This is a genomic window from Dyella telluris, assembly GCF_014297575.1.
Classification (GTDB): domain Bacteria; phylum Pseudomonadota; class Gammaproteobacteria; order Xanthomonadales; family Rhodanobacteraceae; genus Dyella; species Dyella telluris.
The window spans coordinates 4,069,624-4,096,228 of the sequence record NZ_CP060412.1 but is presented as its reverse complement, the minus strand read 5'-3'; the positions used below and the strand labels follow the sequence as shown (position 1 = coordinate 4,096,228).

The following is a 26,605-nucleotide window of genomic DNA, read 5'->3' as shown; positions in this document are numbered from 1 at the left end:
TCCATCCGGAACAGCTGAACGCGGCCCGGGGAAAGGGCTGCCGGCGGGGCCCTGACAACCGGCGGGTAAACGGAGCGTTACACTACGCAACACTTGCCCATGACCGGAACTCCATGAACGCAGCCGCGTTGCTCGATCCCGCCCGCCTCGACCGACCGGACACGGACGTGCGGATGGAGCCATTCCCTTTCCTGATCGCTCACGGGCAGCTGCCCGACGAGGCCCGCGGGGAACTGGAGCGGGACTTTCCACGCTACGCCAGCGCCGGTTTCTTCCCGTACGACGCCAGCGACTGCGGCCCCTCGGTGAATGCCCTGGTGGAACGCCTGAGCTCGGCGGAGTTTGCCAGCGCCATCGGCGAGCGGCTGGGCATCGCCAACCTGGGCGATTACCCCACCCTGATCACGCTGTGCCGCTCGCTCAACAAGCGCCACGGCACCATCCATACGGACAGCAAGTCCAAGGTGGCCACAGCCCTGCTGTACCTCAACACGCTGTGGCCTGACACCAGCGACGGCTGCCTGCGCTTCCTCGGCAGCATCGACAACATCGACAGCCTGATCGCGCCGGAGCTCAAACCGCTGTACGGCGAGTTCGCGGTGTTCAAGCGCTGTGAAAACTCCTTTCACGGCCACCTGCCCTACGAGGGTGAACGCCGTGTGATCCAGGTGGCCTGGCTGACCAGCGAGGAAGAGAAGCTCCGCAAGACCAAGCGCGGCAAGTTCTCCCGGGCGTTCAAGCGCATCTTCGGTTCGCTGGACCGCAAGCTCGGCGCCGACCGCGACCGCAACGCCGCGCACAAGGACTGAGCCTGCGCTGGCGCCAGGCGGCGCCAGCGCTCCACCGTCGATCAGAGATTGCTGCTGAAGTGCCAGGCCACGTACGCGGCAAACACGCCGTACAACAGCCCCACCGGCACGAGCCAGCGCGCATCCACGCGCCCGCGGCGGAACAGCCACCACAGATACACCACGGCTACGCCCGTGAGCACGCCCGCCACCATCAGCGGCGCATCGAACAACCACGGCGTGGCGAACAGGGCCAGCGAGCTGGGAATGGTCGCCTGGATCATCATGGCGCCGGAGATATTGGCCAGCGCGAGACGCTCCTTGCCCTGGCGCACCCAGATCAGCGCATTCATGGTCTCGGGCAGTTCGGTAGCCACCGGGCTCAGCACCAGCGCGACAAGATGCGGCGACAGCTGCAGCGCCACGCCGATAGCTTCGATCTGCTTGACGAAGGTGTGCGAGGCGAACGCGATCACCAGCAGTGCCAGCGTCGTCTGTGCGATCACCCAGAACAACGCAGGGTCGGCCGCCTTCGGCTGAAACTTCAGCGGCTCGATCTCCTCTTCCTCCGGCGCCGTGTCCGACGACTTCAGCTCGCGCCACACATAAAGACCGTAAGCGGCGAGGAAAAGCACGCCCAGCCATGGCTTGAAGGCGAACGCCACCAGACCGAGCCCGCACTTCACCACGAAGATGGCAAGGAACCACGACTGGTCACGTGCCAGGCGGCCATGTTCCACCCGCACCATGTTGTCGGCACGCTGCAGCCGGCGGCGATTCACCCATAGCGCCACGCCCACCACGGCATAGGCGATGGTGGCGAGCACCAGCGGGCCGCCCAGCGCGGCGCCCACGCCAATATCCTTCTGCTCGGGCGTCTTGCCCAGGATCACGGCGACGAAAGTCACCGCACTCTCGGGCAGCGCCGTGCCGAATGCAGCAAGGATGGTGCCCGTGGCGGTGGCGCCCAGGTTGAGCTTCTGGCCGAACCACTCCACGCCGTTGACGAAGTACTCGCACGCGAAATAGATCGCACCAGCCGAGAGCAGGAACAACAGTGCAGTAAGCATGCTTTTTCCAAGGCCGGGCGAGCGGAAAACCATTGGCTCAGCGACGCGAGCTCGCCCGGCTAAGGTGAGCGCGTCGTGGCCAAAGGTCTCGCCGGGCTGCCGGTACCTGATGGTACCGGTGCCATCCACGCCATGAAGCACGAGGCTTCAAGTCTGTTGACGCGGATTCCTCTGATGCCGCAACCGCAGGGCGGTCGCGAGGGGGTGAGGATGGCTACTCCCCAATGACAATCCGCAAGATTTTAGGGCCTGCCGGGCGCCCCGACAAGCCGCCAGAAGGGAATCAGCCCGACGCGCGGTCGGCCAACATGGCGTCCAGGTCGTAGTCGCCGGCGGCACGGCCGCTGAGCCAGTGGGCGGCTTCCAGCGCGCCACGGGCAAAGATCGAGCGATCCGTGGCGCGGTGGGTGAGCTCAATGCGCTCGCCCTGCCCCATCAACAACACTTCGTGCTCGCCCACGATGTCGCCACCACGCACCACGGCAAAACCAATGGTGCCGTGCTCGCGCGGACCGACGCGCCCTTCGCGCGCATACACCGCGCTTTCGTGCAGGGAGGTGCCGCGCGCCGCCGCAGCGGCCTCGCCCAGCGCCAGTGCCGTGCCCGACGGTGCGTCTTCCTTGCGGTTGTGGTGGGCCTCGATGATGTCCAGGTCCCAGTCCGGCAGCGATGCCGCGGCCTGGCGAAGCAGGCGCGTCAGCACGGCCACGCCCAGGCTGAAATTGGCCGAACGCAGCAAAGCAATGCGCGCCGCCGACGCGTTGAGGCGCTGCGCGAAGGTGGTATCCAACCCGGTGGTACCCGTCACCAGGGCCACGTTGTGCGACTCGCAATAGGTCAGCGCCTCGGCCAGGCCGGCCGGGCCACTGAAATCCACCACCACGTCCAGCGAGCCGGGCAACGGCCACTCATGCGTGAAGGCCAGTGCACCCTCGCAGGTATCCACCGGCTGCCCCAGCTTCGACGACGACGGCGACGCGATGGCGGCCACCAGCGCAAAGCGCGCATCGTCCTTCACCAGTGCAAGCAACGCCTGCCCCATGCGACCGGTGGCGCCATTGATGGCGAGGCGAACGGGCTGGGACATGGGGGCTTCCTGGGGGATGGCACGGGAGAGGCGATGCTACCGCCTGAAGGCGTCGCCATGCACGATCGCCCATGAACAAACCACCCAAATGAAAAAGCCCCGGTGAAAACCGGGGCTTCCATTGCTGCATGCATCGCCTGAACTTACGAGGTGACGCGCGACCAGAACTGCTTGACGCCATCCACCCAGGTCTTGGCGCGCGGCGTGTGCTTGTCCGCCTCGCCATTGGCAAAGGTCGACTCCAGCTGTTCCAGCAATTCGCGCTGCTGCTTGGTCAGGCGCACCGGCGTTTCCACTACCACACGGCAGATCAGGTCGCCTGTCCGCGCGCTGCGCACGGATTTCACGCCACGCCCGCGCAGGCGGAACATCTGGCCGGTCTGCGTTTCCGGCGGGATGTTGATCGGCACTTCGCCTTCCAGCGTCGGCACCAGCAACTCCGCGCCCAGCGCCGCCTGGGCAAAGCGGATCGGCAGTTCGCAATGCAGGTCGTTGCCTTCGCGCTGGAAGATGCCGTGCTCGCGCACGCGCACTTCCACGTACAGGTCACCGGCTTCGCCACCGGCCGGGCCGGCTTCGCCCTGCCCCGTCAGGCGGATGCGGTCACCGTTGTCCACGCCGGCGGGAATGTTCACCGACAGCGAACGGGTTTCTTCCAGGCGGCCTTCGCCGTCGCATTCCTTGCAGGGTTTCTCGATCATCTGGCCGCTGCCGCCGCAATGCGGGCAGGCCTGCTGGATGGAGAAAATGCCGTTCTGCATGCGCACGCGGCCATGGCCTGCGCAGGTCTTGCAGGTCACCGTCTTGCCGTCGTCCGAACCGCTGCCGTTGCAGTGGTGGCAGTTGACCTGGGTGGGAATCTCGATCTTCTTCTCGACGCCGAACACGGCCTCTTCCAGATCGAGCTCCATGATGTAACGCAGGTCGGAGCCGCGACGCGAACGCCCGCGCCCGCCACCGCCCATGCCGAAAATGTCGCCGAAGATATCGCCGAAGATGTCGCCCATGTCGCCAAAGCCACCGCGACCGCCGCCCATGCCCTGCTCGAAAGCCGCATGACCGTGCTGGTCGTACATGGCGCGCTTCTGCCCGTCGGACAGCACTTCGTAGGCCTCCTTGGCCTCCTTGAACTTCTCCTGCGCGTGCGGATCATCCGGACAGCGGTCCGGGTGGTACTTCATCGCCAGTCGACGGAACGACTTCTTCAGTTCGACCTCGGTGACGGTGCGTTCCACCCCAAGGACTTCGTAGTAATCACGCTTGCTCATCGTTGCATCCGGCATGGACCGCTCACTTCCACATGAATCGAGCGATCCATGTCTCCTCAACAAACAGCCCGCGACCAGACTTCTGTCCGGACGCGGGCTGCGTCAGATCGGCAATGCCGACCGGCCAATATTACTTCTTGTCGTCCTTGACTTCAGTGAACTCGGCATCGACCACGTCGTCCTGTGCCGAAGAACCCTGATGGCCACCCGCCTGCGCAGCCGCTTCCGGCTGGGCGCCAGCGCCCTGGGCCGCAGCGTAGAGGGCCTGGGCCACCTGCTCGAGCTTCTCGATCTTCGACTCGATGGCAGCCTTGTCGTCGCCTTCCTTGACCTTCTCAAGGTCAGACAGCGCACCCTCGATGCTGCTCAGCTGGTCAGCCGGCACCTTGCCGCCGTGCTCCTTGAGCGCGCTGCGGGTGGCGTGCACCAGCTGGTCGGCCTTGTTGCGGGTGCTGACAAGTTCGTGGAACTTCTTGTCTTCTTCCTTGTTGGCCTCGGCGTCGGCCACCATGCGGTTGATCTCTTCCTCGGACAGGCCCGAGCCGGCCTTGATCTCGATCTTCTGTTCCTTGCCGGTCTTCTTGTCCTTGGCCGACACGTGCAGGATGCCGTTGGCGTCGATATCGAAGGTCACTTCGATCTGCGGCATGCCGCGCGGCGCCGCCTCGATACCCTGCAGGTCGAACTTGCCCAGCGACTTGTTGGCGCTGGCGCGCTCGCGCTCACCCTGCAGCACGTGCACGGTCACGGCCGTCTGGTTGTCGTCGGCGGTGGAGAACACCTGCGAGGCCTTGGTCGGCACGGTGGTGTTCTTCTCGATCAGCTTGGTCATCACGCCACCCATCGTCTCGATACCGAGCGACAGCGGGGTGACGTCGAGCAGCAGCACGTCCTTCACGGTACCGCCCAGCACGCCACCCTGGATCGCGGCGCCGACAGCGACGGCCTCGTCCGGGTTCACGTCCTTGCGCGGCTCCTTGCCGAAGAAGTCCTTCACCGACTCCTGCACCTTGGGCATGCGGGTCTGGCCACCGACGAGGATCACCTCGTTGATGTCGGACACGCGCAGGCCGGCGTCATTCAACGCGGTGCGGCACGGGTCGATGGTGCGCTTGATCAGGTCTTCCACCAGCGCTTCGAGCTTGGCGCGGGTCAGCTTGATGTTGAGGTGCTTCGGACCGGAAGCGTCGGCCGTGATGTACGGCAGGTTCACTTCGGTCTGGTGGCTGGACGACAGCTCGATCTTCGCGCGCTCGGCGGCGTCCTTCAGGCGCTGCAGCGCGAGCGGATCCTTGCGCAGGTCCATGCCCTGGTCTTTCTTGAATTCTTCGACGAGGTAGTCGATGACGCGCATGTCGAAGTCTTCGCCACCCAGGAAGGTGTCGCCGTTGGTGGCCAGCACTTCGAACTGCTTCTCGCCGTCCACTTCGGCGATCTCGATGATGGACACGTCGAACGTGCCGCCGCCGAGGTCATACACGGCCACCTTGCGGTCGGCGCCCTTCTTGTCCAGGCCATAGGCCAGGGCGGCCGCGGTGGGCTCGTTGATGATGCGCTTGACGTCCAGGCCGGCAATGCGGCCCGCGTCCTTGGTGGCCTGGCGCTGGCTGTCGTTGAAGTACGCCGGCACCGTGATCACGGCCTCGGTGACCGCTTCGCCGAGATAGTCTTCGGCGGTCTTCTTCATCTTCATGAGGACCTTGGCCGAGATCTCCTGGGGAGCCATCTTCTTGCCGTCGGAGGTCTCCACCCAGGCGTCGCCGTTGTCATGGGCGATGATGCCGTAGGGCACGATGTGCAGGTCTTTCTGCACTTCCGCGTCGGTGAACTTGCGGCCGATCAGGCGCTTCACCGCGTAGAAGGTGTTCTTGGGGTTGGTCACGCTCTGGCGCTTGGCCGGCGCGCCCACGAGGACTTCGTTGTCCTTGGTGAAGGCGACGATGGACGGCGTGGTGCGATCGCCTTCCGAGTTCTCGATGACCTTGGCGGTGCTGCCGTCCATGACGGCAACGCACGAGTTGGTCGTGCCCAGGTCGATACCAATGATTTTACCCATGTTGTCTACTCCCGAATTCTTTAAGCGACCCCTCGGCCGCAACTGGTATGTCAGATGGGGTTCGGCATGTTTCATCTCAATGCCGACAAGACCCCAAAGCCCTTGTCACCGTGGCCGGCGGGGGGCGCCATTCAGGCGCCTGCTACCGCCAGCGCGGGTGTTATTCCTTGGCGACCGCCACCAACGCGGGGCGCAGGAGACGGTCGTTCAGCACGTAGCCCTTCTGGAGCACGCTGACCACCGTGTTGGGGGCCGCGCCCGGGGCCTCCACCATGCTGACGGCGTGGTGCTTGTCCGGATCCAGCGGCTGACCCACCGGATCGACCTGCACCAGGCCATTGTTCTCGGCGATCTTCAGCAGCGACTTCAGCGTCAGCGCGATGCCCTCGCGCACGCTGGCCACGTCGCCGCCTTCCGCCTGCAGGCCCATCTCAAGGCCGTCATAGACCGGCAGCAGCTCGTTCAGCAGCTTTTCGTTGGCGAAGCGGCGGGCCTGCTCCACGTCGCGGTGCAGGCGACGGCGCTGGTTCTCGATTTCCGCCTTTTCGCGCAGCACGGTGTCGCGCAGGTCGACGTTGCTCGCTTCAAGTTCAGCGATGCGCGCCTTCAGCGCCTCCAGCTCCGCGTGGGCTGCTTCATCCTGTCCGCCAGGGCCCTGCGTCCCGCTGGACGCCGTTGGATCGTTGCTCTGCATGAATTACTCCAAGCCTTGTCCGTGGCCGGTGCCCCTGGCACCAACCGTCAATCACTTGCGGGTAAACCCCGCCTCCCGAGCGCGTTATAAGGTCGTTGCGACGCGATTCAAGGCGTCGCTGAGCAAACCGGCCGTCGCCTGAACCACCGGGATGACCCGTTCATAGGCCATGCGGGTGGGGCCAATCACCCCGACCGCGCCCAGCACCCTCCCCTGGGCGCCGTAGCTGGCCGTGACCACGCTGCAGCCATCCAGCGCCGTAAAGCCCGATTCTTCGCCGATGAACAGGCGCACGCCAGGGGCTTTCGCGCACACTTCCATGAGCTGCAGCAGCTCGCTTTTCTTCTGGAACGCCTCGAACAGCTCGCGAAGGCGGTCCAGGTTGGCCAGTTCCGAGTAACCCATCAGGTTGGTCTGGCCGCTGACCAGCACGTCGTCGCTGTCGCCCTGCGGGGCGAACGAGGCCGCCGCCAGCTCCACCGCACTGGACATCAGCTGGTTGAGCTCGCTGCTGGCTTCGCGCAGCTCACGCAGCAGGTGACCGCGGATGTCGTCCAGGCGCAGCCCGGCGAACTGCGAGTTGAGGTAGTTGGCCGCCTGCTCCAGCTCGCGGCTGTCCAGCGGCTTGGCCAGCTGCACGATGCGGTTCTGCACCTGGTTGTCCGAAAACACCAGGATCACCAGCACCCGGGCATCGGGCAGCGGCACGAAATCGATATGGCGCAGCGGGAAGTCAGCCTGCCGCGGCACCGTGACCACGCCGGCGAACTGGGTCATGGCCGACAGCAAGGTCGAGACATTGCCCAGCAGGTCGCGGGTGGTGGTGAGCCCGGGCGGCAGCTCGCGGCGCAGGCGTGCCATTTCGTCCAGCGGCAGCGGCTGCAGTTCAATCAGGCTGTCCACGAACAGGCGCAGGCCGCGCGGCGTGGGCACGCGCCCGGCCGAGGTGTGCGGCGATGCCACCAGGCCGGCTTCTTCCAGGTCAGACATGATGTTACGGATGGTGGCCGGGCTCACATCCAGCCCGGACGAGCGCGAAAGCGTGCGCGACCCTACCGGCTCGCCGTCGGCGAGGTACTGGGCAATCAATGTGCGCAACAGGCGTCGTGCGCGGGCATCGAGTTGGGCGGCAGGCATGCTGTAGCAATCCGTGAGACAGGAAAGAAATAAGGTCTGGCGGCAAAGTTTGCAAGAAACGGGGCAAGGCCGGGGGCGGTGGCAACAAAAAAAACGGGTGTGGCGACGGCACGTCGTCACCCTGGTTGGCACCCCTCTAGCCGTGCCCCATCCCCTCCCCCTTACAATCCACCGACTTCACCACGTCGCCATCCATGCTCACCTCGCTCTACGTTCGTCATTTCGCCGTCGTCGAAGAAGCCGAGATCGCCTTCGGCCCCGGCCTCACCGTTGTCAGCGGCGAGACCGGCGCAGGCAAGTCCCTGCTGGTGGACGCCCTGATGCTGCTGGCCGGCGCCCGCGCGGACAGCGGCATGGTGCGTGCCGGCAGTGACCGCGCCGAACTCACCGCCGAATTCGACCTGACTCACCTGCCCGAAGCCCGCGACTGGCTGCGCCGCGAGGAGCTGGACGAAGAAGACGCCTGCCAGCTGCGCCGCGTGATCCGCGCCGAAGGCAGCTCGCGCGCCTGGATCAATGGCCGCCCGGCCAATGCCAGCCAGCTTGGCGAACTGGCCACGCTGCTGGTGGAAATCCACGGCCAGCACGAACACCAGGCCCTGCTCTCGCGCGCCCACCAGATGGAACTGCTCGACGCCTACGCCGGCAACGAGGATCTGGTGGCCCAGGTGCGCGAACTGGCCCAGCAATGGCGCGAGCTGGGCAACCGCATCCGCAAGCTCAGCGGCGGCGACGACCGCGAGCAACGCATTGAACTGCTCAGCCACGAGCTGGCCGAGCTGGAAAAGTGGGCCCTGCCTGCCACCGAACTCACCGAGCTGGAAGCCAGCCACAAGCGCCTGGCCAACGCCGGCCGCCTGGCCGAAGGCGCGGGCGGCGTGGTCGAACTGCTCGATGGCGACAGCGAATTCGCCCTGCGCCGCGCGCTGGGTCGTGCCCAGCTGGAGATGAGCAAGCTCGCCGCATTGGATGATCGGCTGGCGCCGCTGCTCGACCTGCTCGACAACGCCTCCATCCAGCTCAGCGAAGCCGCCGACGGCCTGGGCCGCTACGCGCTCGACGTGGATCTGGACCCGGATCGCTACGCCGAGGTGGACACCCACCTCACCCGCCTGCACGAACTCTCGCGCCGCCACCGCGTGCCCGTGGCCGAACTGCACGACAAGGCCGCCACCCTACGCCAGGAGCTGGACGAACTGGAAGGTGCCGGCGACGCGCTGGAGAAACTCGCCAGCCAGCGCACGCGCCTGCAGCAGCAGTACGACGAACAGTCGGCGAAACTCAGCGCCGCGCGCCAGCAGTCGGCCGAGAAACTGGGCAGCGAAGTCAGCGCTCTGATGGCCGAGCTGGGCATGAGCGGCGGCCGCCTGGTGGTGGAACTGGAAGCCACCAGCGACACCGATCCGGATGCCCAGGGCCGCGAACGCTGCGAACTGCTGGTCAGCGCCAACCCCGGCCAGCCGCCGCGCGCCCTGCGCAAGGTGGCCTCCGGCGGCGAACTCGCCCGCATCAGCCTGGCCATTGAAGTGGCCACGCTGGGCAAGGACACCATCGGCACCATGGTGTTCGACGAAGTAGACACCGGCATCGGCGGCGCCGTGGCCGAGGTGGTCGGCCAGAAGCTGCGCGCCCTGGGCGCACAGCGTCAGGTGCTGTGCGTCACCCACCTGCCGCAGGTGGCCGCGCAGGGCCACGCGCATCTGCGGGTGAGCAAGGCCAGCGACGGCGAATCCACCCGCACACGCATCGAGAAACTCGACGCCAACGGTCGCCGCGATGAACTGGCGCGCATGCTGGGCGGCGTGGAAATCACCCGCGAAACGAAGGCGCATGCGAAGCAGATGCTGGAGCGAGCGCAGGTGTGAGGTAACTCCTCAACTGCTCCCACAAAAGAGCGACGTTGAGGGCTCCCGGGCCCTTTGTAGGAGCGCACCTGGGCGCGACCGCAGCGTCACGACGTCACCGCTCCGTAGGCTTGTCGCGCACAGGGTGCGCTCCCACAAACGAGAGACGCTGAGGGCCCCCGGGCCCTTTGTAGGAGCGCACTTGGGCGCGACCGCAGCGTCACGACGTCACCGCTCCGTAGGCCTGTCGCGCACAAGTGCGCTCCTACAGAAAACCAGTGGCATGAAGAGGCACCAGCCGGCTCCTTGTAGGAGCGTCCTTGGGCGCAACCGCAGCATCAGGGCGTTGCCGCTCCGCAGGTTTGTCGCGCACAAGTGCGCTCCTACAGAAAACCAGTGGCATGGAGAGGCATCAGCCGGCTCCTTGTAGGAGCGCCCTTGGGCGCGACCGCAGCATCAGGGCGCTGCCGCTCCGCAGGTTTGTCGCGCGCAAGTGCGCTCCTACAGAGCTGCAGCGGATATGTCGATGCCCGCTCAGTTCTTCCGCGGCAACAACCCGCGCTCCGCCGCCATGCGGTAGAGATCCAGTTCCGAGCCCGCCCCCAGCTTGCCCATCAGGCTCGCCCGGTGGATGTAGACGGTCTTCTGACCGATACCCAGCTCGCCGGCCACCTGCTTTGGCGCCCGGCCTGCCGCCAGCAGCAGGAACACTTCGCGCTCGCGGGCGGTGAGTCGGTGGATGGGGTCGCGCGATTCGCTCGGGCGTTCGGCGCGGCGCTTGCGCAGGTCGGAACTCAGGAAGCACTCGCCCTGCATCACCGCGCGCAGGCCGGCCACCAGTTCTTCCGGTGCTACGCCCTTGGTCACGTAACCGCTGGCGCCACGGCGCAGCGCTTCGGAAACGTAGGGTTCGCCGTCGTGCATGCTCAGCACCACGATGCGCGTGTCCGAGGCAACGCTGCGCAGATGCTCGATCAACGGTAGCCCGCTGCCATCGGGCAGTGAGAGATCGAGTGCCACGAGATCGGGACGACGCAGGCCAACCGCTTCCACCGCATCGTCAGCGCTGCGGCACTCCGCAACGACCTCCAGATCCGGTTCCATTTCGATCAGCCGCTTGAACCCCTCTCGTACGATGGCATGGTCATCAACCAGGACAATGCTGTACATGCCCCATGTATAGCAGGCCAGGCGCCGCTTGACGATCACCCCCTGCCTCGCATCGGAAGGGAGACAGCCGACACGCTGTCAGATGGCCGCCCATACCGCCGCCCGGGGCCATGTAACATCGGGCGCATGCGATCGAAATCTTCTGCACTGCCAGGCTCTGACCTGCTCTTTGGCGTTGGCTACTTTCTGCTCTGGCTGTTGCTGTGGCCAACGGAACAACCCTACTGGATGCTTCCCTATGGCCTGCGCTTCGGCGCCCTGCTGCTGGCGCCTTGGCGTATGTGGCCATGGCTGCTCGGTGCGGAATTCGCCGCCAGCGCACTGATCGCCTCGTTCCATCCGCTGCTGCTGGGCTGGCGCGGCTACCTGCTGGGCGCACTGCCCGAGCCGCTGGTATCGGCCATCTGCCTGTGGCTGATGCGCCGCGCCAACCTGCACGCCAGCCTGCGCGACCCGGAAGACGTCGCCCGCCTGCTGCTGTCGGCGGCCTTCACCGTGGCGGCCACCACCGCGGCCGATGCCGTGATGCTGGCGCTGATCCACGCCGCGCCCGGCGCGGACATGATGATGCAGGCGCTGGGACAGGACCTGCTGGGCAACTACGTCGGCGTCCTGCTGGTGGTGCCCCTGCTGGTGATGATGTTGCGCGCACCGCTGAACAAGCGCGCCCTCGGCCGCCTGCTGATGGACGGCCTGCTGGTGCTGCTGCCTTCGCTGGCGATCCTGCTGGTGCTGTCCTCCCATGAGGCACCACAGCCCCAGTTCGCTCGCGTGCTGTCGCTGGCACCGGTGCTGTTCTTCGCCTTCCGGCATGGCTGGCGCGGCGCCAGCCTTTCCATGCTCATTTCCAGTCTGGGCATGACCCTGGTGGATCACCTGTCCGGCCACGGCGCACCCGGCGCCGCGGGTGAGCTGTTCCTGGCCGTGGCGGGCACCGGCGCGCTCATGCTGGGTTCGGCCACGGATGCCCTGCGCCGCAGCAGCGAGCGCGTGGCCGAGCAGAATGTCTACCTGGCCGCCGTGAATCGCCGCCTGGACCACCTGGCCCGCCAGCTGCGCGACGCCGCCCGCGGCAACCTGCAGACCGAGGAAAACCAGCGCCGCCACATGGCCGCCGAGCTGCACGACGAGCTGGGCCAGAACCTCACCGCCATCCAGACCCACCTGAAGCTGGCCCAGTCCCGCCTGGCCCAGGCCGGCATGGACGACATCGGGGTGTCGATCAACGCCATCCTCGGCCACATGCGCCGCGCCCTGCACCGCCTGCTGGATGACCTGCGCCCGGCCGTACTGGACGAATTCGGCCTGCTTCGCGCCCTGGACGAGGGCCCCATCCGCGACCTGCTCAACGCCGCCGGCGTGGCCTACCGCACCGACCTGCACGGTGACCCGCGCCTGCTGGACGACGACACCCGCACCGTGGTCTATCGCCTGGTGCAGGAAAGCGCCACCAACGCCGTGAAACACGCCCACGCCGACACCTTCCAGCTGCGCCTGCGCATTGGCGAGCGCCAAGGCGTAGCGCTGGCCTTGCTGGACATCCGCGACAACGGCATCGGCCTGCCCGCCCGCATGCCGCGCGGCGGCCGGGGCATGCAGGGCATGCGGGACCGGGTCACGTCCCTGGGCGGCCTGTTCAGGGTCCGCCCCGAAGCGCAGGGCGTTCACTTAAGGATATTGCTGCGTAGCAGCACGCAAACTAGTGACGCAGCACGCACTTAGGAACGTTACATAGGAAATTTTCTGATACCCGACGTGTGAAGGCTTCGTTACGCTGGATCCATCGATGTGGGGGAGCCACCATCGCAAGATGGTGAGCCATGTCAACCGTGGGGACGGTGGACATGAAGAACGGCAGGATGCCGTTCCGCCGGAGTCGATGGCATCACCAGGCTACGCGAGCAACTCGCCTTTCTCTGGAGCCATTCGATAACGGATAAGCCGCTGGGTGGACAGGAGTCCTCCCGCGGCTTTTTTTATGGGCGCTTTTCGGGTTGCCCTGCTTCGCCTGCTTTCTGGCCTGTCGGCCGACCCGCTTGTTGCTCCGGCCCGCCTGAAGGCGCTGGATCCCCGCTTTCGCGGGGATGACGGACAAAGCTGAGGCGGCGTGTCGAGCCCACGTACCTTTGGGCCCTCCGATCGTCATCCCCGCGAAAGCGGGGATCCAGCGCCTTTCGCCTTCCGGCACCAGCCGCCAGGCCACCACCGCAACTCCCCCCGCCCAAAAAACCAAAAGGCCGGCAGCGTCTCCGCCACCGGCCCCGGGGTACCTGCGGGAACCTGACCTTACTTGTGGCCCTTCTTGGGCCGCACGTACAGCACCAGGCTGTGGTCTTCGATGACGTACCCATGGCGGGCCGCAATTTCGTGCTGGAGGCGCTCGATCTCCTCGCTGACGAACTCAATGACCTTTCCGCTGTCCACATCGATCATGTGGTCATGGTGCTTGCCACGGTCCAGTTCGTAGACGGCCTGGCCGCCCTCGAAGTTGTGCTTGACCACGATGCCGGCGGCCTCGAACTGGGTCAGCACCCGGTAAACGGTGGCCAGCCCGATGTCTTCCTGGTGGGCCAAAAGGCGTTTGTAGATGTCCTCGGCGGTGAGGTGATGAGCCTCCTCGTCTTCGAAGATCTGCAGAATGCGCATGCGGGGGTGGGTGACCTTCAACCCGGCTTTGCGCAGTTCTTTGGTTTCCTGTTCCATTGCCAACTCCACGCACGCGGCGCCACAAGGCCGTTAGTGTATCATCCGACACCTTTACGATCCGGACGCAACACGCATGCACAAGCTGATTCGCACGCTGGGTTTCGCCATGCTGGCACTGTCGCTCGCCAGCTGCCGTCTCATCTACACCCCAGACGTGTCGCAGGGCAACCTGCTGGACAAGAAAACCGTGGATCAGCTGCAGCCGGGCATGACCAAGCGCCAGGTGCTGGTGCTCATGGGCTCCCCGTCGGTGAACTCGCCCTTCAGCCAGAACGAGTGGGATTACGTCTCCACCCAGCAGCATCGTGGCGGCGACATCAAGGTTCGCGCGCTCAAGCTCACCTTCAACAACGATGTGCTCGTGCGCACCGAGGGTGACTTCTTCGCGGAAGACGCACAAAAGCTCGTCAACGACACCAAGAAGTACCACGCCAGCTACCCGGTCGACGAAACCAAGGGCGACAAGAACACGGGTTCCGGCGGCGACAAGGGTGGTGACAACGGCGGCGGCGGTGGTGGCGACAACGGCGGCGGCAACGACGGCCACTGATGCCTTCTGGCCGGCGTCAGCCCTCGTGGGCGCGGCGCCGACGTGCTTCCTTCGGATCGAGCATGAGCGGCCGGTAGATTTCCACCCGGTCGCCCTCGCCCACCAACTGGTCCGGCGTCACCTTGCGGGAAAAAACGCCCAGCCGCGCCGGATCCACCACCAGCCCCGGTACCTCGCGGGCAAGGCCTGACGCCTCGATGGCCTCGGCCACGGTGCTACCCACCGGCAGCGACACTTCACGCAGCCAGCGCTGCGCAGGGGTGGCGTAGACCACTTCCACGGTCATCCGGTCAGCCATAGGTGCGTTCCGCCTCGCGGCAGAAATCGTCCACCATGCGACCGGCCAGCCCCTGGAAACCCAGTTTCAACGCGGAGCCCACCAGACGGCCGGCGTATTCGAAATCCAGCTCGAACGCCACCTTGCAACCGGCGTCACCCAGTGCAATGAAGTTCCACACGCCATCCAGACTACGGAACGGGCCATCCACCAGGCTCATGTGCAGGCGGCTCGGCGGTGTGGTGGTGTTGCGCGTGGTAAAGCTCTGGCGGAAGCCGGCGTACTTGAGATCCAGCTTCGCCACCAGCACATCGCCTGTCTTCTCCAGCACGTGGGCGGCGACACACCACGGGAAGCGCTTTGGGTATGCTTCCACGTCATTGACCAGATCGAACATCTGGGCAGGCGAATATCGCACCAGGGCGCTGCGGCGGATCTCGATCACTTCAGCCTCATCGTAAGCATCACCTTCAGGTCCCTCCACGGACGGGACCGTCATCAGGGCATTAAGCCCGAAGTTTAACGGACATGGCCAAGCCTAAGGACAAAGACAAAAACACGGGCGGCACCATTGCACTGAACAAGCGTGCACGCCACGAGTACCACATCGACCAGCGCTTCGAAGCCGGCCTTGAACTGCAGGGCTGGGAAGTGAAGTCGCTGCGCGCCGGCCGCATCAATTTCGGCGACAGCTACGCCATGGTGATCCAGGGCGAAATCTTCCTTGTGGGCACCTCCATTCCGCCGCTGATCAGCGCCAGCACCCACGTGGTGGCCAACGACCGCCGCACCCGCAAGGTGCTGCTGCACCGTGAGGAAATCGACACGCTGATCGGCGCCGTCGAGCGCAAGGGCTACACCCTCATCCCCATGGCCCTCTACTGGAAGGGCAACAAGGTGAAGGTGGAAATTGGCCTGGCCAAGGGCAAGCAGGCCCACGACAAGCGCGAAACCGAGAAGGAACGCGACTGGCAGCGCGAAAAGCAGCGCACCATGCGTGCCCACAACAAGCACGCCTGAGCCCGCTCAGCCCGCCACGCGTCGCCACGAGCCAGGCTCACCCTCCGACAGGCCACTGACGCCCTCCACCAGCGTCATGTTCATGGCATCCACCGAGGTGCCAAAGCCGAAGCGCTCGTACAGCGTGTGGGCCGACGCGGTGGAATGCAGGTTGAGCGAATCCACCTCCTGCTCCCGCGCCGCCGCGCCCAGCGCCGCCAGCAAACCCGCCGCCACACCCTGGCGGCGATGGGTCGGCTTCACGTACATGTTCAGCACGTACCAACCCACGCCCCGCTGAAAATAGACCGATGGAAGGTGTGTATACGGGTGCACCATCACGCAGCCCGCCGCCCTGCCCTCCAGCTCAGCCAGCCAGGCCAGCAGGCGACCCTCCGGGAGGGCGTCCTCGATCCAGCCGCGCAGGTGGTCGGCAAACCCCTCGGGAAGCTGCTGCTGCAGCTCCTCCTCCAGAAACGCGCAACGCAAATCCGTCAACACACCCGCATCATGCAGCCCTGCCTGACGTATCCGCACCATGGTCGGTCCCTATAGGGTGGTGGTTCGCGCAAACAATAGCGGCGTCCTGCCGCCTTGATGAAAGCCCCATTGCCTACATATACTGACTGACCAGCTTCAAACCAGTTTCCCCGGGGGTGTCATGGCTTCGACGGGGGTAGTGAGATGGCTTGGTGCATGCCGAGGGGGCAGCTTTCCTCGTTAATCCAGCAGCAAAACTCATAGTTGCCAACGACGACAACTACGCTCTGGCCGCTTAAGGCCTAGCCCCGAACCCACTTGTGCTCGTGCTCGTGGATGTAGGGTCATTATCACGAGATCGCCCGAAGCTGCCGCCTGTCGGCAAGGGTTAAATCAAGCAGGCTGGTCCTTCGATGCGCTTTGCACGCTGTGCTGTCGCGGGACGAGATCTAACGGCGAGCTAAGCATGTAGTACCGGGCGTCAAACGCCTTCGGACGCGGGTTCGACTCCCGCCACCTCCACCAATAAGAAAAAATCCCGGCGAGAAATCGCCGGGATTTTTTTGTTTGCCAGGAATCGCACGTCTGGCAGCATTTCGTTTTGCATGTCTTCCAATGACGGCCAGGACATCAAACCGACGGGACAGTAGCCTTTGAGTCATGTGGGTAGTCACAAGTCCTCTCCAGCCTCCCTGGCGATAACCACGCCCCACCATCAGTAGCCGCTCCCGTAAAATTTCCCACTCAGCACGCGCGACATGGATAGGTCATGGGTAGGTGCAACGGGATAATCAAAGAGCCACGCTGGATTTACCTGAGAATATTTGCCCCATGGATCGGGATGGCCGTGCTCTTCCGGCTTGCCGTCGGCAGCTATGCAAAGACCAGTTATCACGCCACATTCTGGTCAATAGTCGCAACGTTGATAACGTGTCTGTGTTGCGCACTCAGCAACATTCCGCTGTCAATGGATGACACACCCTTTCTGGAACGCCTGAAGCTTGTATGCGCATATTGGGCACTGCCTCTCATCTTTGCATTTCATTCGGCCTTTGACCTCCCTTCCCGATACGCGGATGGCGCGGAGATCACCAGCACCATCAAGTACTCCAGTTACACCGTCTCCAAGGGGTGCTCACCCCAAATTGCCTTCTGGGATTTCACTGTGGACGGGACTGTGCACCTCTGTGTAAGCAAGAGCTCCATTGGCTCTGTTCCAGGCGAGGGAACCGGTGAGATCACCGTCAAAGTGACACCCTACGGCATCCGCGTACTGTCCTTTGAAGGGACGCCTCCGCGCCCGTAGCGCTGCCGTCGAAAACATTCGGAAAAGCGGAAAAGGAGTCAGAGCACTTTTCCTCCCTTTGCCCATCCCCCTCCCCGCTGCTAAAGTCCACTCCGCTGCCGTCCGGCAGTCGTAAGCGTTTACGTCAACCAACGCCCATTTCAGCCGCTGCTTCTTCGAGCAATGGTTGCTGGGTCTTGGTTGTCGCTGTCAACGCGATGCATCCCCGGTGACTCCTTTCGTTGATGACGCGGCTCCCTCGCTTTTGGAGTCAATCATGCTCAACGTTTCCAGCACCATGAAGTTCAACCACATCAGTTTTCCTTCGTGTGATGTGGACGCGACGGCGTCTTTCTTTGTCCGTCATCTCGGCTGCACTGCCTCGGCCTTTGGCACCACACAGATCCTCAAGCGACACGATTTCGATATCGTCGTCGAAGACGCCGAGGACCGCGTTGTGCATTGGCCGGAGAACTTCCATATCGGCTTCGAGTTACCCAGTGCGGCCGATGTCCTTGCCCTGTACGAAGCATTCAAGGCGGCGGGTGTCGTGTTCGAAACCGAGGTGATCCAGCACGTGCGTGGCTCACGCTTCTTCTGCCAGATTCCGGGCGGGGTCGGCGTGGAGATCAACACGCGGGAGGATGCGGCGGAAGCCTTCCGGGCCAGTTTTGGTCGGGCGTAAACGTAAGTAGGAAACGAGGGGCCTCTGGCCCCTCGTTCTCCTGCAGCATATGGGGTGAGAATAAGGGTTCAGAGTGCCTTCCTGATCGCCAGCCAAGGTGGATCCCAAGCCATGCCCGCCTACTCGCTCCCGCGCACCGTCTCCAAGGTGGTCATCGCCGCCATCATGTTCTGCACTGCTGCCCTCACCGTGTTCTCGGTGGCGCAGGATGGACAGCTGCCTGCCGTCGTGCAGTCCAGCCTCGTATCGATCGGCGTGTTTGTGCTGCTGACGATCTACTCAGGGGTTCTGGTCAATACGTGCTGGAAGAATGAAGCGGATCCCGAGGCGGAGGATGCAACGCTCGCGCGGGTGGTTGCCACGTTTCTCAGCGCGATGGCCTTCCTGATGTTTCTGGGAGCGCTGGTTTACTACGGCGTGGTTGCGCATTCACTCAAGTGAAGACAGCGGTAGTCCGTTCCGACTCTTCCGCGCCTGCCAAACACCGTCTTTCGCAGCGCCCGAATCACCGGGCACCATGAAAAACCCGTAGTTTTTCTGCACCTGCTCCGGTAATTTTTCGAATTGCCGGATGCCCCTCCAGCACCGACCCTCCTGATGCATGACTCCACCATAAGGGTTGCGCCATGGAGAGCACGCGGAATGGCTGGTCACGGCTTGTCACACTCTGGCAGGTCGCCGCATTGCTGCTGCTCTGGACGATGGCGCCTATGCAGGCCCACGCGGATCAGTCGCCACCCACGGCGACGCCCTCCGCGCCGAAGCCAACCGCCTCCAGTCCGGAAGCGACGCTGCGCTACTTCAACCGGGACATCGTGACGTTCCGCGCCGATTTCCTCGGTCGCTCGCCCGAACTCCGTGCAGCGGCCGGCGCGGCGAACATCGACCGTATTTCGGCGCACAGCCACGCCGATCAGGTCACCTTCAATGACGTCCCGCAAGGGATGCTGGTCATGCTGGATAACGAGTTTGTCTGCATCATTACGCCGGATGACCTGGACACCCTGAACAGCGAAACGATGGCTTCCGTGCGGGCGCGGGTATCGCAGACCCTGACCGAGGCAGTGCAAGCCTCTGATGACTCCAATTCACCCAAGCGCCTGATACAAGCCGTCTCGTGGTCTGCCCTGGCCACCCTCATCGTGGCGACGTTCCTGCTGATGCTTCGATGGCTGGGACGACATATCGATAGCGCGCTGCAGCGCTGGCTGGAACGGCGTTTGCTGGCCATACGCAATGAGTCGGCGAGGCAGTTTGCCCTGAGCACGCGCATGATCGCGTCCTGGATTCTCCGGGTCGTTATCTGGATCGTGGGCTTGGCCGCGTTTGCCGCATGGGTGCGCTTCGTACTGGCCCAGTTTCCCTATACCCAGCCGTGGGCGCGGGTCATGCGGGGCTGGGTGCTGGGAACCCTGAGGCATTGGGGCGAATCCATTGCCGATGCCCTGCCCGGCATCGTCACGGCCATCGTCATCCTGTTGGTGGCGCGCGTCATTGCGCAGGCGGTGAGCATCACGTTTCGGGGCGTGCAAAGCGGACGCTTCAAGTTGCTGGCGATTGATTCGGAACTGGCCGAACCCACGCGCAAGATCGTGGTGGCAGTGATCTGGCTTTTTGCGGTGGCCATGGCTTATCCGTACCTGCCCGGCGCGCAGACGGAAGCATTCAAGGGCCTGAGCGTGCTCGTTGGCCTGATGGTGTCACTGGGCGCGTCCGGCATCATCGGGCAGGCCGCCGCGGGCTTCACCATCCTTTATGCCCGCACCATGAAGGTCGGTGACGTGATCAAAAGCGGAAACACCGAGGGCGCCGTGCTGCAGATCGGCATGTTCACCACGCGGTTGCGCACGCTGACGGGTGTCGAGGTGAGCATCCCCAACAATGTCGTACTTGCCAGCCAGTTGCAGAACTACTCGCGAAACCCGGAGGGCCCGGGCATGTGGCTCACCACCACGGTCACCATCGGGTACGACGCGCCCTGGCGTCAGGTGCAGCAGATGCTGGTGGATGCCGCCAAGGCGACCGCGCACGTACATGCCGATCCGGCACCCTTCGTCTTGCAGACGGCGCTGTCCGATTTCTACGTCGAGTACCTGCTCCACGCGCGCATCGCCGACAACAGCCTGCGCCTGGATATCCTCCACGAGCTGCATTCCCGCATCCAGGACAACTTCAACACCGCCGGCGTGCAGATCATGTCACCCCATTACGTGGGTGACCCCAAGGAAGCCAAGGTGGTGCCCCCGGATCACTGGAATGGCTGATGCGCCCTGCGATAGCCGGGCCTAACCAAGCTCCTGCGCAAGCCCGATCAGCAGTCCTTCCGGCCCACGGATATAGCAAAGCCGGTAAACATCCTTGTAGTTCACGACGTCACCCACCAGCTGCGCGCCACGCTTCTGCAGTTTCTCCAGCGTCGCGTCGATATCGTCCACGGCGAACATCACACGCAGATAGCCCAGGGCATTTACCGGCGCATGGCGGTGGTCCTCAACGGGTGCAGGTGCAAGGAAGCGCGAGAGTTCCAACCGGCTGTGCCCGTCGGGAGTACGCATCATGGCGATTTCGACCTGTTGATCGCCCAGCCCGGTAACGCGGCCGGCCCATTCGCCTTCGATCATGGCGCGGCCGTCCAGTTCAAGGCCAAGGTCCTGAAAGAAGGCGATGGCGTGGTCGAGGTTCTCAACCACGATGCCTACGTTGTCCATCCGCTTGAGTGCCATCGTTGGGCCTCCGGGTGTGGTTTGTTCCGACAACGTAGCGCGGAGTTGGCGACAGCGACACTCCCCTGCCCGCACATCCATCACATCCAAGCCTGACAGACGCTCTTGTAGGGCGGTTGCTAGCGTGTACTGGTCGCCCGCGTGGTCTTTTCGATGCGCTTCGCGGGTGGCCGTGGCAGCAATGTCATGAGGCGCGGGCCGCAGGTGTTAGCGCACCTACGACCCGCTGACCATCACCAACTGAAACGGAGTTGATCATGGCTAGCCGCGATCATACGGCACGCTTTCGCCCGTCGTTTCCCGACGACGACACCCTCAAGGCTTCACCCGGCGACCCACCCGACAGGGGTTCGGCCGCACCGGCACTCCTTGCCTACGACCGGCTGGACGTCGCCATCGCGATACTGGCGTTGGTGCGCCTGCGCTGCGACAGCGAACGTTTCCGCAAGTCGAAGGCATGGGGTTTGCCGGCGAAGGCGCTGGAGTTTCCGTTTTCCGCCGAGGTGATCACCGCACTCTCGATAGCCATCCACTGTCTTGAGCACGCGGTGTACGGGCCCGGTCACGAGCCCACTTTGAACGCCTGATTCCGTCCGTTGATCGCTCCCCGTGGCGCATCGGCGTTCGAACCGATGCGCCACACCTGGACGATCACGCACATCGAAATTAGGCACATGCCTACGCGGATGAGTGCAAGCTCATGCGTGCGGATTCGCTTGCCCGTGGCTCACCCGTGCCAGCGCAGGCCAACGTTATCGTTGCAGGCGCCCTACCCTCCGCTCAGGCCCGGACGCTGCCCCATGCCTTCGGGGCAGCATCGCGCCACGGAATAAGCCGGGATGCCCCGCCAACGGCAGTACGATTCTCCGGCCAACCCATGGTCCACACGTGGGTTACGATGCATCGCCCCCCGCATCAAAGCGAGTCACCCGCATGAGCCCTACCCGCATCGTCGCCCTCGTTGGTATCGCGCTGCTCGTCGCGGCCATTCTCTGGATGCAACATCGGCAGCGACGGCATGACGCATCGTTGTCGGCGGAGCACGGTCATCCGGTAGAGCTGTCGCGGTAAGCGGAGGGCCACAGGTCCATCGCGGGCCGACCAAAGGCGCCACCGGGCCGCGCCTCCCCCGGATTCCACAGCCTGCTTCATCTGCGCTGCGAAAACCGCAGGATCGCCACACCTTCACATCTGCTTCGCGAGCGCCCCGACAGTGTCGCCACGCCTGATGTCATCTGCCCCGGGGGCGCTACATGACGTACGCGTTCAACCATCCGTTCGTGGTGTTTGTGCTCTCGCTCGCGGGCATGTGGATCGCAGGGCGCGTGGGCGCCTGGTGGAGTCGACGCAGGCCGCCCGTGGCGTCCGAGCGGGATATCTTCAACGTGGTGCAGGGCGCCACCCTGACCCTGCTCGGGCTGATCATCGGCTTCAGCTTTTCCATGGCCATCAGCCGCTATGACCTGCGCAAGAATTACGAGGAAGCCGAAGCCAACGCCATCGGCACCGAGTACGTGCGGCTGGACCTGCTGGCACCGGATGACGCCACCAAGCTACGCCCCCTGCTGGTGAACTACCTGGAGCTGCGCATCACCTTCTACGAAACCACCGACCGCAGCCAGCTGCCCCAGCTCATCAAACGCAAGAACGCCGTGCAATCGAGCCTGTGGAACGCAGTGACCGTGCCAGCCAGCCAGCAACCCACGCCGATCACTGCACTGGTGGTGTCGGGTATGAACGATGTGCTCAATGCAGAAGGCTATACGCAGGCCGCGTGGTGGAACCGCATCCCCATCGCAGCGTGGGCACTGATGTGGGCCATCGCGCTGGGCAGCAACCTGCTGGTGGGCATGGGGTCGAGCAAGCTGACGTCCGGTCCCGGGCTGATGCTGGTGCTACCGCTGGTCGTGGCGGTGTCATTCATGCTTATCGCGGATATCGACAGCCCTCGCGGCGGGTTTATCCGCGTGGCGCCGCAGAACCTGCAAGCCCTGCTGGCCACCCTGCCGCACAGCTGATCCGGCGGCCTTCTCACCGGGATCGGTCGCGGGAACCCATGGCGGCGGGGTCGCCACGCCCCTGCCTTGCCGCGCCGACAAGGTCATCACGGTCACCCCGGGAGACTGGGCCGCACAGGACAGGGGGAGCGACGCCGGGACAGGCAGCCATGCGCCACCATGACGGCATGGCGCTGGCCTTTGCCACGCGTGCTTCCCCGCCCGATCACCGTTTACGAGGCGAAAGCGACGCATGCCATCCACCGCGCCCGCAGGCGAATCGATCAGCCGCCGTTTCCGTTTGGCTGCCATGGCCATCTACCTGATGGTGGTGGCGCTGGTGCTTGCCTTGTTCGTGCTGCAATGGCGCGGCTACCGCGACGCCTATGAGGCGAAGAAGGAGTTCAACGTACTGCATGCCGTGCTGGGCGCCATGGCTGACGTGTCCAGCGAACGCCGGCCGTCCTACGCCGTAGCCGTGCTGCAGGAACCCGCGCCACAAGAGTGGCTGGCAGCGAAACGGGCTGCCCGGCTGGCCACGGATCAGCGCATGGACCAGCTGGTGGCAGCGCTGCATGACCGCGACTGCAGGAACTGCCCGCTGTTCGTGCCCATCTGGGAAGGCGCCAACGCACAGCTGGTGAGCGCACGCCGGAACATCGACACCCTCAGCCACCAGACCCACACCGACGACGACATCATCGACGCGTTCGCCCGCCTGTCCACGGTGGTGCCGCAACTTTCGTCCATCACCGAAATCGGTTCGCTGGGCATCGTGCGCGAGAACGCCGATGTGCAGAGCTATCTGCTGGTGGCGCGTCTTTCGGGCCTGCTGCGCGAACGCGCGGGCATGATCGTGTCGCTGTTCACGCCGGCGGTGGTGTCGCGTCGCGCCATGACCGACAAAGAGTTGTTCGAGGTGGCGCGGACCATCGGCGAGATCGACCAGCTGCATCAGCTGCTGCACCCGAGCATCCGGGTGCTGCCACCCAGTCTGCAGTCCGACTTCACCGAACTCGATCGGCGCTACTTCGGCGACGGGCTCGCCCTGATCGACCGCGTCCGCCAGCAGGCGGTGCGTCCCGGCGGCGTGGATGCCTTGCCGCTTCAGCTCAGCGAGGAGTACGCGCCGCTGGTCGCACCCATCAACCAGTTTCGCGACGACGCCCTGGCACTAGCCGGCAAGACCATCGACCACAGCCTGCACGCGCACCTGATCTACCTGATTGCCAGTGGCATCTTCGCCGCCCTGCTCACCGGCATGCTGCTGCTGATCATGTGGCGGTTCCGGGAAAAGATCATCGAACCCGTAGCCGAAGCGCGCCGCTTCATTCTGGCCATGGCCTCGGGTCATGCGTCCGCCGCATTGCCGCCAAACAACTACAGCAACGAGATGCAGGAGCTCTTCAGCGCCCTGAACATTCTGAAGAAAAACGACGACAAACGCATGCAGCTCGAGCAGGAACGCAAGCGCCTGATCGGCGAGCTGCAGGTGATGGCCGAAACCGACGCGCTCACCGGCCTGTTCAACCGGCGTGCACTGGAGAGCCGCGCCCGCGTGCTGTTCGCCGACCAGCGCCACAGCGATCCGGTGATCGCGCTGATGCTGCTGGATATCGACCATTTCAAGCGCGTCAACGATACCTATGGCCACGACAGCGGTGACAAGGCGCTGGTGGCGCTAGCAGGGGTCTGCCGCGACACGGTGCGCACGGACGACATCGTCGCCCGCTTCGGCGGCGAGGAGTTCGTGATACTGCTGCGCGTGCAGACGGCGGACCAGGCGCGTGCGCTGGCCGAACGGCTACGCCTGCGCATCCGGGGCGAAACGATGGTCGCGGCCGATGGCCAGAGCTTCAGCGTCACCATCAGCATTGGCGTGGCCTTTGCGCGGCATGCCGACGGCGTGGCCATCGACATCGACGAACTGATGCGCGATGCGGATGCCCTGCTCTACCGCGCCAAGGAAGGCGGCCGCGATCGCGTTGAATCCGCCGCGGCGTGAGGCCTTAGCGCTCCGGGTCCGGCGGCAACAACACGTCGGCCAGCAAGGGCCAGCGCTTGCGGGCCGCCGCCTTTACCTCTTCCACCTGACTGTCGTAGTAGCGCGCCGGGTCGATGCCCTCGACATAGCTGGCGTAGGTCTCGATATCGTTGGGCGTCATCCGCGCATGCGGCTCTTTGGGGCTGGTCATCACTTGCCCTCCATCCAAACGCCATCGGGGGTGTGGATTACATAGCCACTGGCGGTACCCATGGTGACGGTGGTGTCGTTCTCGCCCACCAGGCGCGTCTGCGGCAGGTCGTGCGAGTACTGTTCCAGCGCCGGCGAACCCTCCTTGAAAGGACTGTTGGCCACCAGGTTCGACATCAACTGCGCCAGCGCGAGATAGCTGGTGGGCGTGTCGATGGTGATGGGGTGGCCCGCCGGTGCTTTGCCCGCCGGAAGGCCGATCAGCTTCACGCCCACCGGCACGTTCACGATGCGCGGCGTGGGAATTTCGCGCAGGCCGGACATCTGCCCAGCGTCGCCGCGCAGGGCGGCACCGTGCTCGGGCACGAAGATCACCATGGCCTTGCGGCCGGAGTGCGCGATGACATCGGTGAAGCGATCGATGTCGCTCAGCAGACGGCTCAGGCGGATGGGGTAGGACTGCAGGCTGGTGAGGTTACTGCCCGGCAGACGGTTGCCGTCGTGCATGGTCACCGTGTTGTAGTAGAGCGCCACCGGGCCACCGCCCTTCGCGGCGCGCTGCTGGTACCAGCGTGCGAGCGCGTCGTAATCGTCGACGAGCTCGGAGCCATCGAACTCCTTCATGAAGGGCGGCAGCCCATCCGTGGATTGCGGCTGGATGCCGGGGCGGCCGATCTCGCGCTGCACCACGCCGATGAAATCGTCGAAGCGACCGTTGTGGTTCAGCATGAACTGCACGTCGTAACCGGCTGCGGCCAGGTCGGCGAACACGTGGCATTCCTGCGCGTCGGCGCTGTACAGCTCTTGATGGGCCTCCTGCCCGCACGAGGCACGCAACAGGCGGATCGCGGCCGGGCCGCTGTAGCTGGCGGCGCTGCTGAAATGCTTGAACACGTAGTCGAACTTGCCGAACAGCGGGTTGTCGCGCAGGTTGGCCACTTCCAGGTCATCCCACGACAGCGAGCAGATGTGGATGATGATGATGTCGAACTGCGCTTCGGCGTCGGCGGCCTGTGGGAAGAACGACACGCGACGGCTCTTCTCCGCATGATGGAACGCGGCCAGCTGTTCGTCGTAGCTGCCGGTAGCGCCATCGGCGCCCGCGTTGGCGGCGTTCGCGTCCGCACGTGGGTTCGCCGCCAGGGCCGGGCCCTGGCCCGACTTGGCGATCAGCGTGCCCATGCCCTGCCACAGCGGGAAGATGACCAACGCCATCAGCACGAAGGTGGTCACGCGCACCCAGCGGTTGACGATGGCGTAGACCACCACCGCGAGGATCGGGATGTAGACCATGGCCGGATGAAACGCGCGACGCGCCAGTTCCATCATGTACGTGGGCGAGAACGAGGCGAGCCCGGGAATCTGCTTCAGCACGTAACTGAAGGGCGGCAGGTTGGACTGGTAATACAACAGCGCGGCACCGGCGATCACCGCCAGCACCTGCCGCGTCACCCGCTGCCAGCGCTTGTGCAGCGGCACCAGCAAGCCCGCCGCGAACAGCAGGTTGAGCCACCAGACCGGCTTCAGGCTGCCTGACCAGGCCAGGTAGAGCACCGCGATGAAGTAGAGATTCCAGAAACCCATGCCTTACCCCG

Annotated in this window: 26 protein-coding genes, 1 other RNA gene and 1 riboswitch; of the genes, 13 read left to right on the top strand and 14 right to left on the bottom strand. The window is 64.6% G+C overall.

Annotated features, from left to right (window positions below; genetic code table 11):
- Positions 1-113 precede the first annotated feature (113 nt).
- Positions 114-809 carry a 2OG-Fe(II) oxygenase gene (locus H8F01_RS18040; RefSeq protein ID WP_187056416.1) on the top strand — a complete coding sequence of 232 codons (696 nt, stop codon included), beginning with the start codon at positions 114-116 and terminating at the stop codon, positions 807-809.
- Positions 810-850: 41 nt separating this feature from the next.
- Here H8F01_RS18040 and H8F01_RS18035 read toward each other — a convergent pair whose 3' ends face one another.
- From H8F01_RS18035 to hrcA, 6 genes are all read right to left on the bottom strand, one after another.
- Entirely contained in the window at positions 851-1,858 is a 1,008-nt protein-coding gene (locus tag H8F01_RS18035) for a sodium:calcium antiporter (protein WP_187056415.1), read from the bottom strand.
- A gap of 101 nt (positions 1,859-1,959) precedes the next feature.
- Positions 1,960-2,093: riboswitch (yybP-ykoY riboswitch) on the bottom strand.
- 48 nt (positions 2,094-2,141) lie between these two features.
- A complete protein-coding gene (gene dapB / locus H8F01_RS18030) occupies positions 2,142-2,945 on the bottom strand; it encodes a 4-hydroxy-tetrahydrodipicolinate reductase (protein WP_187056414.1) in 804 nt (267 codons plus the stop codon).
- A 143-nt stretch (positions 2,946-3,088) separates the two neighbouring features.
- Positions 3,089-4,213, bottom strand: a complete 1,125-nt coding sequence (gene dnaJ, locus H8F01_RS18025) for a molecular chaperone DnaJ (protein WP_187056413.1) — start codon at positions 4,211-4,213, stop codon at positions 3,089-3,091.
- 130 nt (positions 4,214-4,343) lie between these two features.
- Positions 4,344-6,269, bottom strand: a complete 1,926-nt coding sequence (dnaK, locus tag H8F01_RS18020; RefSeq protein ID WP_187056412.1) for a molecular chaperone DnaK — start codon at positions 6,267-6,269, stop codon at positions 4,344-4,346.
- 160 nt (positions 6,270-6,429) lie between these two features.
- A complete protein-coding gene (gene grpE, locus H8F01_RS18015; protein WP_187056411.1) occupies positions 6,430-6,963 on the bottom strand; it encodes a nucleotide exchange factor GrpE in 534 nt (177 codons plus the stop codon).
- Positions 6,964-7,047: 84 nt separating this feature from the next.
- A complete protein-coding gene (hrcA, locus tag H8F01_RS18010; protein WP_187056410.1) occupies positions 7,048-8,100 on the bottom strand; it encodes a heat-inducible transcriptional repressor HrcA in 1,053 nt (350 codons plus the stop codon).
- A gap of 194 nt (positions 8,101-8,294) precedes the next feature.
- On the opposite strand from hrcA, the gene recN reads away from it, so the two are divergent.
- Positions 8,295-9,965 (top strand): DNA repair protein RecN, encoded by a 1,671-nt coding sequence (recN, locus tag H8F01_RS18005; RefSeq protein WP_187056409.1) that lies wholly within the window; start codon positions 8,295-8,297, stop codon positions 9,963-9,965.
- A 513-nt stretch (positions 9,966-10,478) separates the two neighbouring features.
- On the opposite strand, the gene H8F01_RS18000 is transcribed toward recN, so the two are convergent.
- On the bottom strand, positions 10,479-11,114 hold the full coding sequence (locus H8F01_RS18000; protein ID WP_187056408.1) for a response regulator transcription factor: 636 nt from the start codon (positions 11,112-11,114) through the stop codon (positions 10,479-10,481).
- Between the two features lie 126 nt (positions 11,115-11,240).
- Between H8F01_RS18000 and H8F01_RS17995 the strand changes: the two genes are divergently transcribed.
- Positions 11,241-12,836 (top strand): MASE1 domain-containing sensor histidine kinase, encoded by a 1,596-nt coding sequence (locus H8F01_RS17995; RefSeq protein WP_187056407.1) that lies wholly within the window; start codon positions 11,241-11,243, stop codon positions 12,834-12,836.
- A gap of 564 nt (positions 12,837-13,400) precedes the next feature.
- Here H8F01_RS17995 and fur read toward each other — a convergent pair.
- A complete protein-coding gene (gene fur / locus H8F01_RS17990; protein ID WP_187056406.1) occupies positions 13,401-13,817 on the bottom strand; it encodes a ferric iron uptake transcriptional regulator in 417 nt (138 codons plus the stop codon).
- Between the two features lie 76 nt (positions 13,818-13,893).
- Between fur and H8F01_RS17985 the strand changes: the two genes are divergently transcribed.
- Positions 13,894-14,370: an outer membrane protein assembly factor BamE gene (locus H8F01_RS17985; RefSeq protein ID WP_187056405.1), complete on the top strand. Its 477-nt coding sequence runs from the start codon at positions 13,894-13,896 to the stop codon at positions 14,368-14,370.
- A gap of 16 nt (positions 14,371-14,386) precedes the next feature.
- Here the strand turns inward: H8F01_RS17985 and H8F01_RS17980 are convergent, their stop codons facing one another.
- Together H8F01_RS17980 and H8F01_RS17975 are read right to left on the bottom strand one after the other, a co-directional pair.
- Complete coding sequence (locus tag H8F01_RS17980) at positions 14,387-14,668, bottom strand: RnfH family protein (protein WP_187056404.1); 282 nt, start codon at positions 14,666-14,668, stop codon at positions 14,387-14,389.
- Positions 14,661-15,092: a type II toxin-antitoxin system RatA family toxin gene (locus H8F01_RS17975; RefSeq protein WP_187059362.1), complete on the bottom strand. Its 432-nt coding sequence runs from the start codon at positions 15,090-15,092 to the stop codon at positions 14,661-14,663. Before H8F01_RS17975 ends, H8F01_RS17980 begins: the two co-directional genes overlap by 8 nt.
- Before the next feature lie 83 nt (positions 15,093-15,175).
- Between H8F01_RS17975 and smpB the strand changes: the two genes are divergently transcribed.
- A complete protein-coding gene (gene smpB, locus H8F01_RS17970; RefSeq protein WP_019466965.1) occupies positions 15,176-15,667 on the top strand; it encodes an SsrA-binding protein SmpB in 492 nt (163 codons plus the stop codon).
- A gap of 6 nt (positions 15,668-15,673) precedes the next feature.
- Here smpB and H8F01_RS17965 read toward each other — a convergent pair whose 3' ends face one another.
- Positions 15,674-16,186 carry a GNAT family N-acetyltransferase gene (locus H8F01_RS17965; protein WP_187056403.1) on the bottom strand — a complete coding sequence of 171 codons (513 nt, stop codon included), beginning with the start codon at positions 16,184-16,186 and terminating at the stop codon, positions 15,674-15,676.
- 112 nt (positions 16,187-16,298) lie between these two features.
- Here H8F01_RS17965 and ssrA point away from each other — a divergent pair.
- The 4 genes from ssrA to H8F01_RS17945 all read left to right on the top strand — a co-directional run bounded on the left by ssrA (position 16,299) and on the right by H8F01_RS17945 (position 20,360).
- Positions 16,299-16,651: a transfer-messenger RNA gene (gene ssrA / locus H8F01_RS17960) on the top strand.
- A gap of 1,037 nt (positions 16,652-17,688) precedes the next feature.
- Positions 17,689-18,096 carry a VOC family protein gene (locus H8F01_RS17955; RefSeq protein ID WP_222615677.1) on the top strand — a complete coding sequence of 136 codons (408 nt, stop codon included), beginning with the start codon at positions 17,689-17,691 and terminating at the stop codon, positions 18,094-18,096.
- Positions 18,097-18,207: 111 nt separating this feature from the next.
- Complete coding sequence (locus H8F01_RS17950; protein WP_187056402.1) at positions 18,208-18,537, top strand: hypothetical protein; 330 nt, start codon at positions 18,208-18,210, stop codon at positions 18,535-18,537.
- Positions 18,538-18,722: 185 nt separating this feature from the next.
- Entirely contained in the window at positions 18,723-20,360 is a 1,638-nt protein-coding gene (locus tag H8F01_RS17945; RefSeq protein WP_187056401.1) for a mechanosensitive ion channel family protein, read from the top strand.
- Positions 20,361-20,381: 21 nt separating this feature from the next.
- On the opposite strand, the gene H8F01_RS17940 is transcribed toward H8F01_RS17945, so the two are convergent.
- Complete coding sequence (locus H8F01_RS17940) at positions 20,382-20,819, bottom strand: VOC family protein (RefSeq protein ID WP_187056400.1); 438 nt, start codon at positions 20,817-20,819, stop codon at positions 20,382-20,384.
- 257 nt (positions 20,820-21,076) lie between these two features.
- Between H8F01_RS17940 and H8F01_RS17935 the strand changes: the two genes are divergently transcribed.
- From H8F01_RS17935 to H8F01_RS17920, 4 genes are all read left to right on the top strand, one after another.
- Positions 21,077-21,406 carry a hypothetical protein gene (locus H8F01_RS17935; protein ID WP_187056399.1) on the top strand — a complete coding sequence of 110 codons (330 nt, stop codon included), beginning with the start codon at positions 21,077-21,079 and terminating at the stop codon, positions 21,404-21,406.
- Positions 21,407-21,752: 346 nt separating this feature from the next.
- Positions 21,753-21,890, top strand: coding sequence for a hypothetical protein (locus tag H8F01_RS17930; protein ID WP_187056398.1), 138 nt, complete (start codon positions 21,753-21,755; stop codon positions 21,888-21,890).
- Between the two features lie 182 nt (positions 21,891-22,072).
- Positions 22,073-22,837, top strand: coding sequence for a bestrophin-like domain (locus tag H8F01_RS17925; RefSeq protein ID WP_187056397.1), 765 nt, complete (start codon positions 22,073-22,075; stop codon positions 22,835-22,837).
- A gap of 232 nt (positions 22,838-23,069) precedes the next feature.
- Entirely contained in the window at positions 23,070-24,821 is a 1,752-nt protein-coding gene (locus H8F01_RS17920) for a GGDEF domain-containing protein (RefSeq protein ID WP_187056396.1), read from the top strand.
- A gap of 4 nt (positions 24,822-24,825) precedes the next feature.
- Here H8F01_RS17920 and H8F01_RS17915 read toward each other — a convergent pair whose 3' ends face one another.
- Positions 24,826-25,011, bottom strand: a complete 186-nt coding sequence (locus H8F01_RS17915) for a hypothetical protein (RefSeq protein ID WP_187056395.1) — start codon at positions 25,009-25,011, stop codon at positions 24,826-24,828.
- Positions 25,011-26,594: a cellulose biosynthesis protein BcsG gene (gene bcsG, locus H8F01_RS17910; RefSeq protein ID WP_187056394.1), complete on the bottom strand. Its 1,584-nt coding sequence runs from the start codon at positions 26,592-26,594 to the stop codon at positions 25,011-25,013. The genes H8F01_RS17915 and bcsG overlap by 1 nt, the downstream gene beginning before the upstream one ends.
- Between the last annotated feature and the right edge of the window lie 11 nt (positions 26,595-26,605).

What these genes read in the sequence shown, in the direction of transcription:
- grpE (WP_187056411.1), bottom strand. Translation starts at nt 6,963, where the DNA reads ATGCAGAGCAACGATCCAACGGCGTCCAGCGGGACGCAGGGCCCTGGC.
- H8F01_RS17980 (WP_187056404.1), bottom strand. Translation starts at nt 14,668, where the DNA reads ATGGCTGACCGGATGACCGTGGAAGTGGTCTACGCCACCCCTGCGCAG.
- H8F01_RS17955 (WP_222615677.1), top strand. Translation starts at nt 17,689, where the DNA reads ATGCTCAACGTTTCCAGCACCATGAAGTTCAACCACATCAGTTTTCCT.
- smpB (WP_019466965.1), top strand. Translation starts at nt 15,176, where the DNA reads ATGGCCAAGCCTAAGGACAAAGACAAAAACACGGGCGGCACCATTGCA.
- H8F01_RS17995 (WP_187056407.1), top strand. Translation starts at nt 11,241, where the DNA reads ATGCGATCGAAATCTTCTGCACTGCCAGGCTCTGACCTGCTCTTTGGC.
- H8F01_RS17940 (WP_187056400.1), bottom strand. Translation starts at nt 20,819, where the DNA reads ATGGCACTCAAGCGGATGGACAACGTAGGCATCGTGGTTGAGAACCTC.
- H8F01_RS17965 (WP_187056403.1), bottom strand. Translation starts at nt 16,186, where the DNA reads ATGGTGCGGATACGTCAGGCAGGGCTGCATGATGCGGGTGTGTTGACG.
- H8F01_RS17935 (WP_187056399.1), top strand. Translation starts at nt 21,077, where the DNA reads ATGGCTAGCCGCGATCATACGGCACGCTTTCGCCCGTCGTTTCCCGAC.
- H8F01_RS17925 (WP_187056397.1), top strand. Translation starts at nt 22,073, where the DNA reads ATGACGTACGCGTTCAACCATCCGTTCGTGGTGTTTGTGCTCTCGCTC.
- H8F01_RS17985 (WP_187056405.1), top strand. Translation starts at nt 13,894, where the DNA reads ATGCACAAGCTGATTCGCACGCTGGGTTTCGCCATGCTGGCACTGTCG.
- fur (WP_187056406.1), bottom strand. Translation starts at nt 13,817, where the DNA reads ATGGAACAGGAAACCAAAGAACTGCGCAAAGCCGGGTTGAAGGTCACC.
- H8F01_RS17915 (WP_187056395.1), bottom strand. Translation starts at nt 25,011, where the DNA reads ATGACCAGCCCCAAAGAGCCGCATGCGCGGATGACGCCCAACGATATC.
- dapB (WP_187056414.1), bottom strand. Translation starts at nt 2,945, where the DNA reads ATGTCCCAGCCCGTTCGCCTCGCCATCAATGGCGCCACCGGTCGCATG.
- H8F01_RS17945 (WP_187056401.1), top strand. Translation starts at nt 18,723, where the DNA reads ATGGAGAGCACGCGGAATGGCTGGTCACGGCTTGTCACACTCTGGCAG.
- dnaK (WP_187056412.1), bottom strand. Translation starts at nt 6,269, where the DNA reads ATGGGTAAAATCATTGGTATCGACCTGGGCACGACCAACTCGTGCGTT.
- H8F01_RS18000 (WP_187056408.1), bottom strand. Translation starts at nt 11,114, where the DNA reads ATGTACAGCATTGTCCTGGTTGATGACCATGCCATCGTACGAGAGGGG.
- bcsG (WP_187056394.1), bottom strand. Translation starts at nt 26,594, where the DNA reads ATGGGTTTCTGGAATCTCTACTTCATCGCGGTGCTCTACCTGGCCTGG.
- dnaJ (WP_187056413.1), bottom strand. Translation starts at nt 4,213, where the DNA reads ATGAGCAAGCGTGATTACTACGAAGTCCTTGGGGTGGAACGCACCGTC.
- hrcA (WP_187056410.1), bottom strand. Translation starts at nt 8,100, where the DNA reads ATGCCTGCCGCCCAACTCGATGCCCGCGCACGACGCCTGTTGCGCACA.
- H8F01_RS17930 (WP_187056398.1), top strand. Translation starts at nt 21,753, where the DNA reads ATGAGCCCTACCCGCATCGTCGCCCTCGTTGGTATCGCGCTGCTCGTC.
- H8F01_RS17950 (WP_187056402.1), top strand. Translation starts at nt 18,208, where the DNA reads ATGCCCGCCTACTCGCTCCCGCGCACCGTCTCCAAGGTGGTCATCGCC.
- H8F01_RS17920 (WP_187056396.1), top strand. Translation starts at nt 23,070, where the DNA reads ATGCCATCCACCGCGCCCGCAGGCGAATCGATCAGCCGCCGTTTCCGT.
- recN (WP_187056409.1), top strand. Translation starts at nt 8,295, where the DNA reads ATGCTCACCTCGCTCTACGTTCGTCATTTCGCCGTCGTCGAAGAAGCC.
- H8F01_RS18040 (WP_187056416.1), top strand. Translation starts at nt 114, where the DNA reads ATGAACGCAGCCGCGTTGCTCGATCCCGCCCGCCTCGACCGACCGGAC.
- H8F01_RS18035 (WP_187056415.1), bottom strand. Translation starts at nt 1,858, where the DNA reads ATGCTTACTGCACTGTTGTTCCTGCTCTCGGCTGGTGCGATCTATTTC.